Annotated in this window: 17 protein-coding genes; 5 read left to right on the forward strand and 12 right to left on the reverse strand. The window is 64.9% G+C overall.

Translation table 11 applies throughout. The annotated features are described in order from the left end of the window. Positions 1 to 4: 4 nt before the first annotated feature. A complete protein-coding gene (locus tag ACK4FK_RS07840) occupies positions 5 to 841 on the reverse strand; it encodes an NAD(P)H-binding protein (RefSeq protein ID WP_409743524.1) in 837 nt (278 codons plus the stop codon). Between the two features lie 111 nt (positions 842 to 952). On the opposite strand from ACK4FK_RS07840, the gene ACK4FK_RS07845 reads away from it, so the two are divergent. Further along, positions 953 to 1,597 (forward strand): TetR family transcriptional regulator, encoded by a 645-nt coding sequence (locus ACK4FK_RS07845; RefSeq protein ID WP_409743527.1) that lies wholly within the window; start codon positions 953 to 955, stop codon positions 1,595 to 1,597. 74 nt (positions 1,598 to 1,671) lie between these two features. On the opposite strand, the gene ACK4FK_RS07850 is transcribed toward ACK4FK_RS07845, so the two are convergent. Genes ACK4FK_RS07850 through ACK4FK_RS07860 form a run of 3 tightly spaced genes read right to left on the reverse strand, consistent with a single transcriptional unit; the run spans position 1,672 to position 3,018 of the window. Beyond that, entirely contained in the window at positions 1,672 to 2,115 is a 444-nt protein-coding gene (locus tag ACK4FK_RS07850) for an SRPBCC family protein (RefSeq protein WP_409743530.1), read from the reverse strand. A 58-nt stretch (positions 2,116 to 2,173) separates the two neighbouring features. Then, complete coding sequence (locus ACK4FK_RS07855) at positions 2,174 to 2,656, reverse strand: SRPBCC family protein (RefSeq protein ID WP_409743533.1); 483 nt, start codon at positions 2,654 to 2,656, stop codon at positions 2,174 to 2,176. Then, positions 2,653 to 3,018, reverse strand: coding sequence for an ArsR/SmtB family transcription factor (locus tag ACK4FK_RS07860; protein ID WP_409743536.1), 366 nt, complete (start codon positions 3,016 to 3,018; stop codon positions 2,653 to 2,655). Before ACK4FK_RS07860 ends, ACK4FK_RS07855 begins: the two co-directional genes overlap by 4 nt. Positions 3,019 to 3,181: 163 nt before the next feature. On the opposite strand from ACK4FK_RS07860, the gene ACK4FK_RS07865 reads away from it, so the two are divergent. After that, positions 3,182 to 3,535: an ArsC family reductase gene (locus ACK4FK_RS07865; RefSeq protein WP_409743539.1), complete on the forward strand. Its 354-nt coding sequence runs from the start codon at positions 3,182 to 3,184 to the stop codon at positions 3,533 to 3,535. Positions 3,536 to 3,562: 27 nt separating this feature from the next. On the opposite strand, the gene ACK4FK_RS07870 is transcribed toward ACK4FK_RS07865, so the two are convergent. Further along, positions 3,563 to 4,261 (reverse strand): glutathione S-transferase family protein, encoded by a 699-nt coding sequence (locus ACK4FK_RS07870; protein WP_409743542.1) that lies wholly within the window; start codon positions 4,259 to 4,261, stop codon positions 3,563 to 3,565. A 127-nt stretch (positions 4,262 to 4,388) separates the two neighbouring features. On the opposite strand from ACK4FK_RS07870, the gene ACK4FK_RS07875 reads away from it, so the two are divergent. Further along, positions 4,389 to 4,736 (forward strand): winged helix-turn-helix transcriptional regulator, encoded by a 348-nt coding sequence (locus ACK4FK_RS07875; RefSeq protein WP_409743545.1) that lies wholly within the window; start codon positions 4,389 to 4,391, stop codon positions 4,734 to 4,736. 7 nt (positions 4,737 to 4,743) lie between these two features. On the opposite strand, the gene ACK4FK_RS07880 is transcribed toward ACK4FK_RS07875, so the two are convergent. From ACK4FK_RS07880 to ACK4FK_RS07895, 4 genes are read right to left on the reverse strand one after another with little or no spacing between them, the layout of a single operon-like run. After that, on the reverse strand, positions 4,744 to 5,172 hold the full coding sequence (locus ACK4FK_RS07880) for a GNAT family acetyltransferase (RefSeq protein WP_409743548.1): 429 nt from the start codon (positions 5,170 to 5,172) through the stop codon (positions 4,744 to 4,746). Next, complete coding sequence (locus ACK4FK_RS07885) at positions 5,150 to 5,938, reverse strand: ABC transporter ATP-binding protein (RefSeq protein WP_409743551.1); 789 nt, start codon at positions 5,936 to 5,938, stop codon at positions 5,150 to 5,152. The genes ACK4FK_RS07880 and ACK4FK_RS07885 overlap by 23 nt, the downstream gene beginning before the upstream one ends. Beyond that, positions 5,935 to 6,714, reverse strand: a complete 780-nt coding sequence (locus ACK4FK_RS07890; protein ID WP_409743553.1) for an ABC transporter permease — start codon at positions 6,712 to 6,714, stop codon at positions 5,935 to 5,937. Before ACK4FK_RS07890 ends, ACK4FK_RS07885 begins: the two co-directional genes overlap by 4 nt. 29 nt (positions 6,715 to 6,743) lie before the next feature. Beyond that, positions 6,744 to 7,697 (reverse strand): ABC transporter substrate-binding protein, encoded by a 954-nt coding sequence (locus tag ACK4FK_RS07895; RefSeq protein ID WP_409743555.1) that lies wholly within the window; start codon positions 7,695 to 7,697, stop codon positions 6,744 to 6,746. Positions 7,698 to 7,859: 162 nt separating this feature from the next. Between ACK4FK_RS07895 and hutH the strand changes: the two genes are divergently transcribed. Beyond that, on the forward strand, positions 7,860 to 9,389 hold the full coding sequence (hutH, locus tag ACK4FK_RS07900) for a histidine ammonia-lyase (RefSeq protein WP_409743558.1): 1,530 nt from the start codon (positions 7,860 to 7,862) through the stop codon (positions 9,387 to 9,389). Between the two features lie 401 nt (positions 9,390 to 9,790). After that, the gene (locus tag ACK4FK_RS07905) at positions 9,791 to 10,060 is read left to right on the forward strand and encodes an HU family DNA-binding protein (RefSeq protein WP_409743561.1); all 270 of its coding nucleotides are present in this window, start codon (positions 9,791 to 9,793) and stop codon (positions 10,058 to 10,060) included. A gap of 55 nt (positions 10,061 to 10,115) precedes the next feature. On the opposite strand, the gene ACK4FK_RS07910 is transcribed toward ACK4FK_RS07905, so the two are convergent. The 3 genes from ACK4FK_RS07910 to ACK4FK_RS07920 all read right to left on the reverse strand — a co-directional run bounded on the left by ACK4FK_RS07910 (position 10,116) and on the right by ACK4FK_RS07920 (position 11,764). After that, positions 10,116 to 10,481, reverse strand: a complete 366-nt coding sequence (locus tag ACK4FK_RS07910) for an SET domain-containing protein (protein WP_409743564.1) — start codon at positions 10,479 to 10,481, stop codon at positions 10,116 to 10,118. A 68-nt stretch (positions 10,482 to 10,549) separates the two neighbouring features. Beyond that, the gene (locus ACK4FK_RS07915; RefSeq protein ID WP_409743567.1) at positions 10,550 to 11,407 is read right to left on the reverse strand and encodes a dienelactone hydrolase family protein; all 858 of its coding nucleotides are present in this window, start codon (positions 11,405 to 11,407) and stop codon (positions 10,550 to 10,552) included. 174 nt (positions 11,408 to 11,581) lie between these two features. Next, positions 11,582 to 11,764: a hypothetical protein gene (locus ACK4FK_RS07920; protein WP_409743570.1), complete on the reverse strand. Its 183-nt coding sequence runs from the start codon at positions 11,762 to 11,764 to the stop codon at positions 11,582 to 11,584. Positions 11,765 to 11,771: the final 7 nt, after the last annotated feature.

The raw sequence follows: 11,771 nt of genomic DNA on the forward strand, positions 1-11,771 counted from the left end.
CGCATCATGCCGCCAGCGGTGCCCAGCAACCCGAGGCCGCCGCATCGCGCGCGAAATCGGCGAAGTCGCGCGGTGGACGGCCCAAGGCGCGCTGCACGCCATCGGTCGGTGAAGCATTGCGCCCGTCCAGCACCTCGGTGAACAGGAAGCGCAGCAGGTCGAGATATGCCTGACCCGCGCCCATGCCGGCCACGGCCGAGAGGAAGGTATCGAGCGGAATCTGCTGGTAGCCGATATCGCGGCCCGCGGCGCGGGCGATTTCGAGCGTCGCCTGCTCGAAGGTCAGGGCGCGCGGACCGGAGAGTTCGTAGACCTGCCCGGCATGGCGCGCGTCGGTCAGGGCAGCCAGCGCCACATCGGCGATGTCATCGGCATCGATGAAGGGCTCGGGCACCGCGCCCACCGGCAGCATCACCTGGCCCCGGCGCACGCTGTCCGCCAGGAAGTCCTCGCTGAAATTCTGGTTGAACCAGTCGGCGCGCAGGATGGTCGAGGATGCGCGCGCCGCCAGCACGATCTGCTCGCTGCGCTGGGCCGCCGCTTCGCCGCGTCCCGACAGCAGCACGAATCTGCCCACGCCCTGGCGCACCGCCTGTTCGGTGAAGGCCTGGATTATCTCCTGCGCGCCGGGCGTGGCCAGGTCGGGCGAATAGGCGATGTAGACGGCGTCGATGCCCTGCAGGGCGGAGGCCCAGCTTTCCGGCCGGTTCCAGTCGAAGGGCGACTGGCCGGCGCGCGAAGCGATCCGGATCGGCAGGCCCCGGCGGGCCAGACGTTCGGCCACGCGGCGCCCGGTTTTGCCGGTGCCGCCGGTGATCAGGGTCATCATGTTGTTTTGCATGGGTTTGTCCTCGCCTGTTGGGTTAAAATATGAGTATTTCTCATATTTGAAAATGTGATAAACCCTCGTATTATGACCGGCAAGCAGAATCAGCCCGGGGCAGTCGCAACTGTGAGCGCCGTTACACCCTCCGCCAGTCCGCCGGTCGCCGACCACCAGCCGCGCCGCGCCCCCAGTCAGCGCCGCAGCCGCGAGCGGGTGGAGCGCATCCTGGCCGCCGCTTCGGCGCTGATCGCCGAACGCGGCAGCGACGCGTTGCGCATGAGCGAGGTGGCGCAGGCGGCTGCCGTGTCGATCGGGTCGCTGTATCAGTATTTCCCCGACAAAGGTGCGATCATCCGCCTGCTTGCCGAGCGCTATAACGAGGAGGGCCGCGCCTGCGTGCGCGGTGAACTCGCCACCGTGCGCGACGATGACAGCCTGAGAGCTGCCATGCTGCGCATCCTGGATGGCTATTACGGCATGTTCCTGTCTGAGCCGGTGATGCGCGACATCTGGTCCGGCGCGCAGGCCGACAAGGCCCTGCAGGCCATGGACGCGGAAGACGGCCGCATCCACAGCGAGATGCTGGCCGCGGTGCTTTATCGCCTGCGCCCGACGCTGGACCGCGAGCGGCTGCTCAACCACGCTTACATGATCATGCAGCTGCTCTGCGCCACGGTGCGCATGGCCATTGCGCTGGAGCGGCGGCAGGGCGATGCGATCATCGCCGCCTTCCGCGGGCTGCTGCTGCGCGAGCTGTTTCCGGTGGATTGAAATCCATCGCCTGAATATCTGGATTTCTGTTCTGGATATTCAGGCGATGCCGACCCGCGATTCCAGGCCTTGAGCTATTGTTTGATTTCGGGCTCGACCAGCCTTGCCAGTTTGTACAGGGACTCCTGCCAGCCAAGGTAGCAGGCCTCGGGTGGGATCAGGTCCGGCACGCCGTTCTGTTCGATATTGATCTCGGTGCCCATCGAAACAGCCTTCAGGGTCACCGTCACGCGCATCTCGCCTGGCAGGTTCGGGTCATCAAACCTGTTCGTATAGATAAGGCGCTCTCCTGGCACGAGTTCGATGAAGGTGCCGCCAAAGGAATGACTATCGCCTGTCGTGAAGTTCCGGAACGACATTCTTTGGCGACCGCCTTCCTTGGCATTCAGCTCGTGCACCGTGCAGACGAAGCCATATGGCGGCAGCCAACTGGCCACGGCATCACTCTCAATAAAAGCGCGATACACCTTCTCTGGCCTGGTAGCGATGACGCGATGAAGTCGGATTGTACTGGGCATGCAATTCCTCTTTCAGAAAATCCGCGGATCAGGCGAAGTTGTGTTATGGCAATCGGCCTCACATCGCCTTGATGTAGTCCACCATCTGGGTCACCACCGTGCCCCAGCCATGTTCGAAGCCCATGTCTTCATGCTCCTTGCGGCCGGCCTCGTCGCGGTGGATGGCAATCGCCGTGTAGCGCGTGCCGCTGCCGTTTGGTGCAAGCGTGAGGATGGCGGTGAAGAATGGTTTTTCCGACGGGCGGAAACCCGGCAGCAGCGCATCGGTGAAGACCAGCCGCTGCTGCGGCACGATTTCCAGATAGCAGCCGACATTCGGAAACTCCTGGCCCTCGGGCGAGCGCATGGTGGTGCGGAAGATGCCGCCCGGCCGCAGGTCGATCTCGCAGTCGGTCACGCTCCAGGGCTTGGGCACGAACCAGTGCTTCAGGTGTTCGGGCTGGGTCCAGACCTTCCACACCAGGGCGGGCGGCACGTCGATCTCGCGCTCCAGCACAAGATCGAGTTTAGGGTCGATGGTCCATACGGGGGAGGTACTCACGTTTCTGTCTCCTTCAGGCTCAAAAGATACGCATCCATCTGATCCAGGCGGCGCTCCCACAGGGCGCGCTGTTTGCCCAGCCAGTCTTCCGCCAGCTTCAGGCGTTTGGGCACAAGCTGGTAAGTCCGCACCCGGCCGCTTTTTTTCGACTGCACCAGGCCGCTCTGCTCCAGCACCTTCATATGTGCAACGAAGGAGGGCAGGGCCATGTCGAAGGGTGCCGCCAGTTCGCTCACCGAGGCCGGGGAACGGCTCAGCCGCTCCAGCACATGGCGCCGGGTGGGATCGGACAGCGCGCGGAACACGCCATCGACGATAACGGCGTTGGTGGCGGCAGATGGGCCGGCGGCGGATGTCTGCAAGGGCGTCTCCAGGGCAAGCGGGCTTGGTGCTGGCCGTGACCATATGGCAGGAAAATACTTAGGTCAACACCTAAGTATCAAAAATCGGCCGGCGGCTTTCCCTGGGCGGCATCCTGTGGCAGTCCTGACAACGACACGACAATTATCTGGGACTCCGGCCGCCATGCCCATCACCATCCACGGCATCAAGAACTGCGACACGATGAAAAAAGCCTTCGCCTGGCTTCACAGTCATGGCGTGGCCCATGATTTCCACGACTACAAGGCCAGCGGCATCGAGAAGGCAAAGCTGGAGGCCTGGTGCAAGATCGTGGGATGGGAGGCGCTGCTCAATCGTGCCGGCACAACGTTTCGCAAGCTGCCCGAAGCCGAGCGGAACGGCATCACCGAGAAGAAGGCCATCGCGCTGATGCTGGCGCAGCCCTCCATGATCAAGCGTCCGGTGCTGGAGCTGGGCGGGACTAAGCTGCTGGTTGGCTTCAAGCCCGACCAGTATGCGGCAGCGCTGAGGAAGTAGCGCGCCGCCGCATCTGTGTTCGATCCGTCAGGCCGCCAGTCGCGGCGCCAGGTCGGCCAGCCGCACATGGCCAAGGAAGGCCCCGCTGCCCCGCGGCTCCTCGCCGGCCTCGATGGCACGGGCGAAGGTCACGGCCGGATCGTTGTTCAGCCGCTGCAGCAGGCGATGCAGGCTCGGATAGGCCGACTGCTCCGTCGCCTTGTGGTATTCGGCCCAGCGCGCGATGCCGGTCAGATAGGCATCGGCGATGCTGCGTCGCGGCCCCACCAGCCAGTCACGACCGCCCAGCAAGGTTTCAAGCTGCGCATGGGCTTTGGCCACCTGACGCCGGCCCAGGTCGCGCAGCACCGCCTGCACCGGCGGATCGGATTCCATTTCATAGGCCGTCCAGAGCGGACTGAAGGCGGCGAAGAAGGTGGTGTTGAGGAAGGCCAGCATCTGGTTGAGCCGCTCAAGCTCCAGACTGCCGGCGGGATAGCCGATCCGCTCGGGCGCGCGGGCGGCCAGGTTCTGCAGGATCGCCGCGCTCTCGCACAGGCTCGCGCCATTCTCCAGCAGCAGCACCGGCGTCTCGCGCACCGGATTGAAGCGCGCATAGAGATCGTCCTGCATGTCGTCGGGCATATTGATGCGGCACAGCCGATAGGGGCGGCCAAGCCATTCCAGCGCGACGATCGAGCCGAACGAACAGCCCTGCGGCACGCCATAAAAAAGCACGGGTTCCATAATCTGCATCCTTTCCTTTTCACGCCGGAGCGTTAGCGTTGCAGAACATGGAGAACGGCCCGTGCCTTGTGAAGACGGCACAATTTTGTGGCCCAGGCACATTTTTTATACCTGAATGGAGGCTGCGATGAAGGAAAGCGTGTCGGGTTGCCCGCTGGAGGAAGCCATGCGCGTGCTGGGTGGACGCTGGCGCATCGTGCTGGTCTATTACCTGCTGGATGGACCGATGCGGTTTTCCGATCTGCGCCGTGCCATGCCCAATATCTCGCAGCGCATGCTCACGCTCGATCTGCGCGGACTGGAAGAGGCGGGAGTGGTGCAGCGCAGGGTTCTGCCCGGCATTCCGCCTGGCACGGAATACAGCCTGACCGAAGAAGGCCTGCGGTTGCGCGGCTTGGTTGACCTGCTGGGCGAAATCGGCGAACGCATCGGCCAAAGGACCAGGGCGCAGCAGGATTTTTGCCCCGCCGCCTGATCCAGACTTACTTGCCGTCCAGTCTTCGGCTGAAGATCACGCGCGGCTCTTCCGTATAGCCCAGCGCATCGTAGAAGGCGCGCACTCGCTCGTTTTCCGGCCGCACCATCAGCATCACCTTCGGCACGCCGCGCGCCCGCAGCCAGTCCTCGGCCGCCTTCACCATGGCGCGGCCAAAACCGGATTTCTGGATCGATGGCTCGACGGCGAGGTAATACAGCCAGCCGCGATGGCCGTCATGACCGGTCATCACGCTGGCGACGATCTTCCCATCCTGCTCGCCCACCAGGATGGTGGATTCCGGCTTCGACATGCAGAAGGCGATATCGCTGTCCGGGTCGTTCCATGGCCGCGTCAGGCCGCAGGCCTGCCACAGCGCGATCACGGCGGGGCGGTCGGTGGATTTGAACGGCCTAATGCTCAGCTTCGGCGGCACGGATCGACTCCACGCGGATTTCCTCGGTCAGCCGCGCTTTCAGGCTGGCGAATTCCGGCGTGGTCTTCACCGTGTAATGGCGCGGATGCGGCAGGTCGATGCCGATGTCGCATTTCACCCGGCCGGGGCGGGCGGTCATCACCAGCACGCGATTGGCCATGAAGATGGCTTCGTCGATGTCGTGGGTGACGAACAGCACGGTCTTGCGCGCCTTCTCCCAGATGCCGAGCAGCAGCTCCTGCATCAGGGCGCGGGTCTGGTTGTCCAGCGCGCCGAAGGGCTCGTCGAGCAGCAGGATCTTCGGGTCGTTGGCCAGCGCGCGGGCCAGGGCCGTGCGCTGCTGCATGCCGCCGGAAAGCTGCTTGGGGTAGTGGTTCTCGAAACCCTTCAGGCCCACCTGGTCGATGAAGCGGGCGGCGATGTCGGCCTGTTCCTTCTCGGCCACACCCTTCTCGCGCAGGCCGAAGCAGATATTCTCCCGCACGGTCAGCCAGGGGAACAGCGTGTAGGACTGGAATACCATGCCGCGATCCGGCCCCGGCTCGCGCACCGGCTGGCCATCCAGCAGAACCTGGCCTGTGGTGGGCTGGTCCAGCCCGGCTACGATGCGCAGCAGCGTGCTCTTGCCGCAGCCGGATGGACCGAGGATGGTGATGAAGTCATTGTCGGCGACGCTGATGCTGGTGGGTTCCAGTGCCCGGGTCGGCTCGCCGCCGCGCATGCCGGGGAACACCCGGCTCACGTTATCGATCTGAAGCTTGCTCACTTGAGGAAATACCAGGGATAGAGGCGCGCGTTGGCCTGCTTGAACAGGAAGTCGGAGATCAGGCCGATCAGGCCGATCACGAAGATGCCGAAGATCATCTGCCCGGTATCCAGCAGGCGCTGGCTGTCCATGATCATGTGGCCGATGCCGCTTTGCGCACCGATCAGTTCGGCGACGATCACGTAGGTCCAGGCCCAGCCCAGCACCAGCCGCAACGTCTCGGCAATCTGCGGCGCGGCGCCCGGCAGCAGCACCCGCATCACGATGCCCCAGCGCCGTGCGCCCAGGGTCTTGGAAGCTTCCACCAGATCCATGCGGCTGCCGCCCACGATCACTGCCACCATCAGCACGATCTGGAAGAACGAGCCGATCACGATCACGGCCAGCTTCTGTGCCTCGCCCACGCCGGCCCACAGGATCAGCAGCGGAATGAAGGCCGAGGCCGGCAGGTAGCGGGCGAAGGAGATGAAGGGTTCGAAGAAGGCTTCCACGCCCTTGAAGGCGCCCATCAGGATGCCGAGTGGCACGGCGAAGATCGCTGCGATCACGAAGCCACCCACCACGCGCCAGATGGTGACGCCCACATCGCCGATGAAGCCGTATTCGACGAACAGGCTCACGCCGGCACGGGCGGCTTTCAGCGGGTCGGCCAGGAACAGCGGCGGCACCAGTCCGCCGTATGTCACCGCGCCCCACAGTGCGAAGAACAATACGAAAAAGAGAATCCCCAGGGCGACGCGGCGCCCCGGGGAAACGGGTTTCAAGGGTTCAAACACGAAACGCCCTTATGCGATGAGATGCGCGGTTACTTGATGAAGCTGTCGTCGACCATGACCTTCAGGTCGGGGATCGAACGGATCACGCCGGCTTCGAGCTGGATGTCGGCAGCCTCTTTCATGAAGGCCTGCAGTTCGCCCTTGAAATAGGCCTGGTTGGCCGCCTTGTCCTGCCAGGCGATATAGCTGGCCGACTTGGCGAAATCCGGGCCGGTCTGCTTCACCTTGGCACCCATGATCTCGTAGGACTTGTCGGGTTCCTTCTTGATCATCTCCAGCGCGTCGAAGAAGCCGTTCACCACGCCCTGCACCACCTTGGGGTTCTTCTTGATGAAGTCGGGCTGGAAGGCGACCATGTCAACCACCACCGGCACGTCCAGGGTGGTGAGCAGGATCTTGCCGGCATTCGGCGCGTTGCGGATCTGCGACAGATACGGCTCGTAGGTCACGGCGGCATCGTACTGACCGGCGACGAAGGCCTGGGCCGCGGGGTTCGGCGCCAGCACGGCATACTGCACATCCTTCACGCTCATGCCGTTGCGCTTGAGCATCGCCATCAGGGTGAAATACGGCGTGGTACCGGCGCCGTCGACGGCGATGGTCTTGCCCTTGAGGTCCTTGATCGAGTTGATGTTGGCGCGCACCGCCAGGCCGTCGCCGCCCTTCGACTTGTCGAGCAGCAGCACCTGGGCCAGCGGGATGCCGGCGGCGGAGTAGGAGATGAAGGTGTCAACCGTGGTGGCAACCGCCTGGGTGGCGCCGGCGGCGACCGTCAGGTGGCGTTCCTTCTGCGGGATGAACTTGATCTCGACATCCACGCCATGCTTCTTGAACAGGCCGGTTTCGGCCGCCAGCGTCAACGGGGCGAAGCCGGTCCAGCCGCTCATGCCCAGCACGATCTTCGGCATGTCCTGCGCCGTGGCGGGTGTGCCGGCAAGCAGGGTCAGGGCCGCGGCGGCCCCCAAAATCGACAACTTTTTCATGTGGTTGATCCCCCGGAAGGCTGCGGCCGCGGCCGCCATTGGCCTCGGCGCGGATGCCTAATTAAAGACCGTGGCGCGAAAGACGGCAAGTCAAATAATCATGTATAGACAACCTGACCGGCCCAGCCTTAGCCTATACTCGGTTCCGCCATGGAGACGGGGATGCATGTGGCCTATCGACTGACGCCGGGAACGCTCACGCTGACCGATCTGGCCCGGCTCTATCGCGGCGGGCCGTTCCGGGTGGAGGTCGATCCGGCCGCGCGTGCCGGCATCGCGGCTGCGGCCGATGCGGTGGCGCGCGCCGCCGCCGGCGATGCCGCGGTCTATGGCGTCAATACCGGCTTCGGCAAACTCGCCCGCGTGCGCATCGCGCCCGATCAGGTGGCCGAGTTGCAGCGCCGCCTGGTGCTCAGCCACGCCGTCGGCACCGGGCCGCTGCTGCCCGATGCCGTCGTGCGGCTGATCCTGCTGCTGAAACTCAATTCGCTGGCCCAGGGCCTGTCGGGCGTGCAATGGGCCACCATCGCGGCGCTGCAGGCGTTGCTGAATGCCGATGTGCTGCCCTGCGTGCCGGCCCAGGGTTCGGTCGGCGCCTCGGGCGATCTCGCGCCGCTGGCGCATCTGGTGCTGCCACTGCTGGGCGAGGGCAATGTGCGCATCGCCGGCCGCGAATGCCCAGCCGGCGAGGGTTTGGCGAAGGCGGGTCTGCAGTCATTGAAACTTGGCGCGAAAGAGGGCCTCGCGCTGCTCAACGGCACGCAGGTTTCCACCGCGCTGGCGCTCGCCGGCCTGTTCGCCGCCGAGGACGTGACGGCGGCGGCCCTGATCACCGGGGCGCTCAGCGTGGATGCGGCGGCCGGTTCCGACACGCCGTTCGATCCGCGCATCCATGCTGCCCGCCGCCAGCCCGGGCAGATCGCGGTGGCGGCCCTGCTGCTCGAACTGCTCGACGGTTCGGAGATCCGCGCCTCCCATCGCACCGACGATCCGCGCGTGCAGGATCCCTATTGCCTGCGCTGCCAGCCGCAGGTGATGGGCGCGGCGCTTGACCTGCTGCGCCAGGCGGCCGGCACGCTGACTGCTGAGGCCAATGGCGTTTCCGACAACCCGCTGGTGTTTGGGCCGGACGAGATTCTTTCCGGCGGCAACTTCCATGCCGAACCGGTGGCCTTCGCCGCCGACATCATCGCCATCGCGCTGGCCGAGATCGGCAACCTCTCGGAACGACGCATCTCGCTGCTGGTTGATCCGGTGCTGTCCGGCCTGCCGGCCTTCCTCGCGCCGAATCCCGGGATCAATTCGGGCTTCATGATCGCGCAGGTGACGGCCGCCGCGCTGGCCTCGGAAAACAAGCAGCGTGCCCATCCGGCCAGCATCGACACCATCCCGACATCGGCGAACCAGGAAGACCATGTCTCCATGGCCGCCCATGCCGGCTATCGCCTGCTGGCCATGGCCGAGAACGCCGCCGGCATCGTGGCGGTGGAATGGCTGTGCGCCGCGCAGGGCGTGGATCTGCGCGCGCCGCTGTGCACCAGCGCGCATCTGCGGCAGGCGCAAGGATTGCTGCGCGATGCCGTGCCGATGATGACCGAGGACCGTTATCTGGCGCCGGATCTGGCCGCGGCCAAGCGCATGGTGCAGGACGGCGCCTTGCGCGCCCTGCTGCACAAGCCGCTGCTGGGCTGAGTTACTTCGGCCGGTCGGCCGACGTGGCGCGGCAGACCATGAGCGCCAGCGCGAAGATCACGAAGGCGCTGCAGGCGCCGATCAGATAGAGCTGTTCGCCGAACGGCATGACGTGTCTCTCCCGGATTCGGTAATGGACGTTTCTTGCGGACCGGAGGCTAGCCAGCGGCGTTCCGCCGCGGCTTTGATCTCGATCAAGTCGGGTCGACAGGGGATCCGATAGCGACTCGCTCTTTCCGCGCCGCGGCGAATCGCGGTTGCGGACCGCATGGCGCAGCACAAGGGGCCTGGGCGGTTTTGTTGGCCTTGTCTGAAGCGGTGAATGTGGTAACTGCACTCACCCGCTGCGGATCGTCCGATTCTGTATGGCGGGGATGATCCGCAGGATTCCGGAGGGTGTGATGAACAAGGCTGATCTGATTGAAATCGTCCGCGAGACCGCGGGCTGCACCAAGGCCTCGGCTGGCGATGCCGTCGATGCGGTGTTCGAGGCGATGGCAAAGTCGCTGAAGAAGGAGGGTGGCTTCACCATCGTCGGCTTCGGCACCTTCAAGGTGTCCAAGCGCGGCGCGCGCAAGGGCCGCAATCCGCAGACCGGCGAGACGATCAAGATCGCCGCCTCCAAGTCGGTGCGCTTCAAGGCATCCAAGCAGCTCAAGGATATCCTCTGAGCCGCTCGCCCGGGCCAGGGCAGGGGCCCGCCTTCCGGGGCGGGCCTTTTCATTTTCAGTCCAGCGTGAACTCGCAGAACTCGCCGTAGTCGCAGGTGATCTCCTCACCCTGTGCGATGTCGCGCGCGGCATAGGTCGCCGGCGTCGCGTTGTCGGTATTCGGTGTGGTGGAATGGTTGATGAAACGCGTGTTGTCGAGGCTGACCACCCAGCCGCCGGGAATCTGCGGCGTGACATAGCCGTAGCGTTCGACGAAGGCGCGTGCCACTTCGGGCAGGCGGGCGAATTCGGCTTCCGGGATGATGCGGTCGAAATCCGGCTCGAAGCGCCAGATCAGCGTGCCTTTTGCAATCGGGGCGGCGGCAAACAGGCCGACGCCCTGAATGGCGCTGGCGGCGGCATAGGTGGGAACCAGAAGCATGCAGGCGACTCCGTCTCTTGGCGGCGTCAGCCTAGCATGCTTCCCCTGGTTCGCGCGGGCGCCCTGTCTTACCCGAGATGCAGCTTGAAGAAGGCCACGGCCTTGCCCCAGGCATCCTCGGCCTGCTCCTTGCGGTAGCTCGGCCGGTAGTCGGCATGGAAGGCATGCGGCGTGTCGGGATAGACGTAGAAGACGTTGAACTTCTTCGCCGCGTCCAGCGCCGCCTTCATCTGGTCGACGGTGGCGTTCGGGATGCCCTGGTCGGCGCCGCCATACAGGCCCAGCACCGGCGCCTTCAGGTCCTTGGCGATATCGACCGGATGCTTCGGTGTCAGTTCGCTGGCATTGCCGATCAGGCGGCCATACCAGGCCACGCCGGCCTTCACCTTCGGGTTATGCGCCGAATACAGCCAGGTGATGCGGCCGCCCCAGCAGAAGCCGGTGATGCCCAGCCTGTTCGGGTTGCCGCCATTCTTGGCCGCCCAGGCCGCCGTCGCGTCCAGATCGGCCATCACCTGCGCATCGGGCACCTTGGCGGCGACCGCCTGCGCGGCGGGGATGTCGGTCACCTTGCTCATGTCGCCCTGGCGGGCGAAAAGATCAGAGGCGATCGCCTGATAGCCCAGCTTGGCAAAACGGCGGCAGGTATCCTTGATGTATTCGTGCACGCCGAAGATCTCCTGCACCACCAGGATGGTGGGGAAGGGGCCGGCACCGGCCGGCTGGGCGCGGTAGGCCTTCATCATGCCGCCCTGGACCGGGATGTCCACCTCGCCGGCATTCAGGCCGCTGGCGTCGGTGCGGATGGCGGTCTGGGCCATCACCGGGCCCGCAGCCACGGTAAAGCCGGTGATCAGGCTGGTAGCCATGAAGCCGCGGCGGCTGAAATCCACCTTCGGCATCAGGCTGAGCAGGTCGGCGTTCATTTTTTTCCTCCGGTTGAAGCAGGTCGATCCTGGATCGGGGTCGATGGGCGACGGATTGTGGGCCGCCGCGACACCGCACGGTGATAAATTCCGCGTGATGGAAAATCCCCGGAAACCGAGTGTTTATCTGGAGCGGCCGCGGCGGCTGACCAGTGCGGCGCGGCCGAATCTTTTTCAGCCGGGGCTGCCAAAGAAGCTGTAAGCCAGCCCGACCAGCAGGAAGATGCCGAGCCAGGCGGCGACGAACAGCAGCATGCGCCTGCCGCCGATGGCGCCGGGCAGGCGCAGCACGGCGGGCATGATCAGCATGAAGGCTAGAATCAGGGCCGCGAGACGCAGCCAGTCAGTCTGCGTCATGGCCGGT

The sequence above is a fragment of the Ferrovibrio sp. genome (assembly GCF_046297895.1).
Lineage (GTDB): Bacteria > Pseudomonadota > Alphaproteobacteria > Ferrovibrionales > Ferrovibrionaceae > Ferrovibrio.

Coding starts and splice junctions, on each gene's coding strand:
- ACK4FK_RS07905 (WP_409743561.1), top strand. CDS start 9,791: ATGAACAAGGCTGATCTGATTGAAATCGTCCGCGAGACCGCGGGCTGC.
- ACK4FK_RS07840 (WP_409743524.1), bottom strand. CDS start 841: ATGCAAAACAACATGATGACCCTGATCACCGGCGGCACCGGCAAAACC.
- ACK4FK_RS07875 (WP_409743545.1), top strand. CDS start 4,389: ATGAAGGAAAGCGTGTCGGGTTGCCCGCTGGAGGAAGCCATGCGCGTG.
- ACK4FK_RS07865 (WP_409743539.1), top strand. CDS start 3,182: ATGCCCATCACCATCCACGGCATCAAGAACTGCGACACGATGAAAAAA.
- ACK4FK_RS07895 (WP_409743555.1), bottom strand. CDS start 7,697: ATGAAAAAGTTGTCGATTTTGGGGGCCGCCGCGGCCCTGACCCTGCTT.
- ACK4FK_RS07915 (WP_409743567.1), bottom strand. CDS start 11,407: ATGAACGCCGACCTGCTCAGCCTGATGCCGAAGGTGGATTTCAGCCGC.
- ACK4FK_RS07920 (WP_409743570.1), bottom strand. CDS start 11,764: ATGACGCAGACTGACTGGCTGCGTCTCGCGGCCCTGATTCTAGCCTTC.
- ACK4FK_RS07850 (WP_409743530.1), bottom strand. CDS start 2,115: ATGCCCAGTACAATCCGACTTCATCGCGTCATCGCTACCAGGCCAGAG.
- ACK4FK_RS07910 (WP_409743564.1), bottom strand. CDS start 10,481: ATGCTTCTGGTTCCCACCTATGCCGCCGCCAGCGCCATTCAGGGCGTC.
- ACK4FK_RS07870 (WP_409743542.1), bottom strand. CDS start 4,261: ATGGAACCCGTGCTTTTTTATGGCGTGCCGCAGGGCTGTTCGTTCGGC.
- hutH (WP_409743558.1), top strand. CDS start 7,860: ATGCATGTGGCCTATCGACTGACGCCGGGAACGCTCACGCTGACCGAT.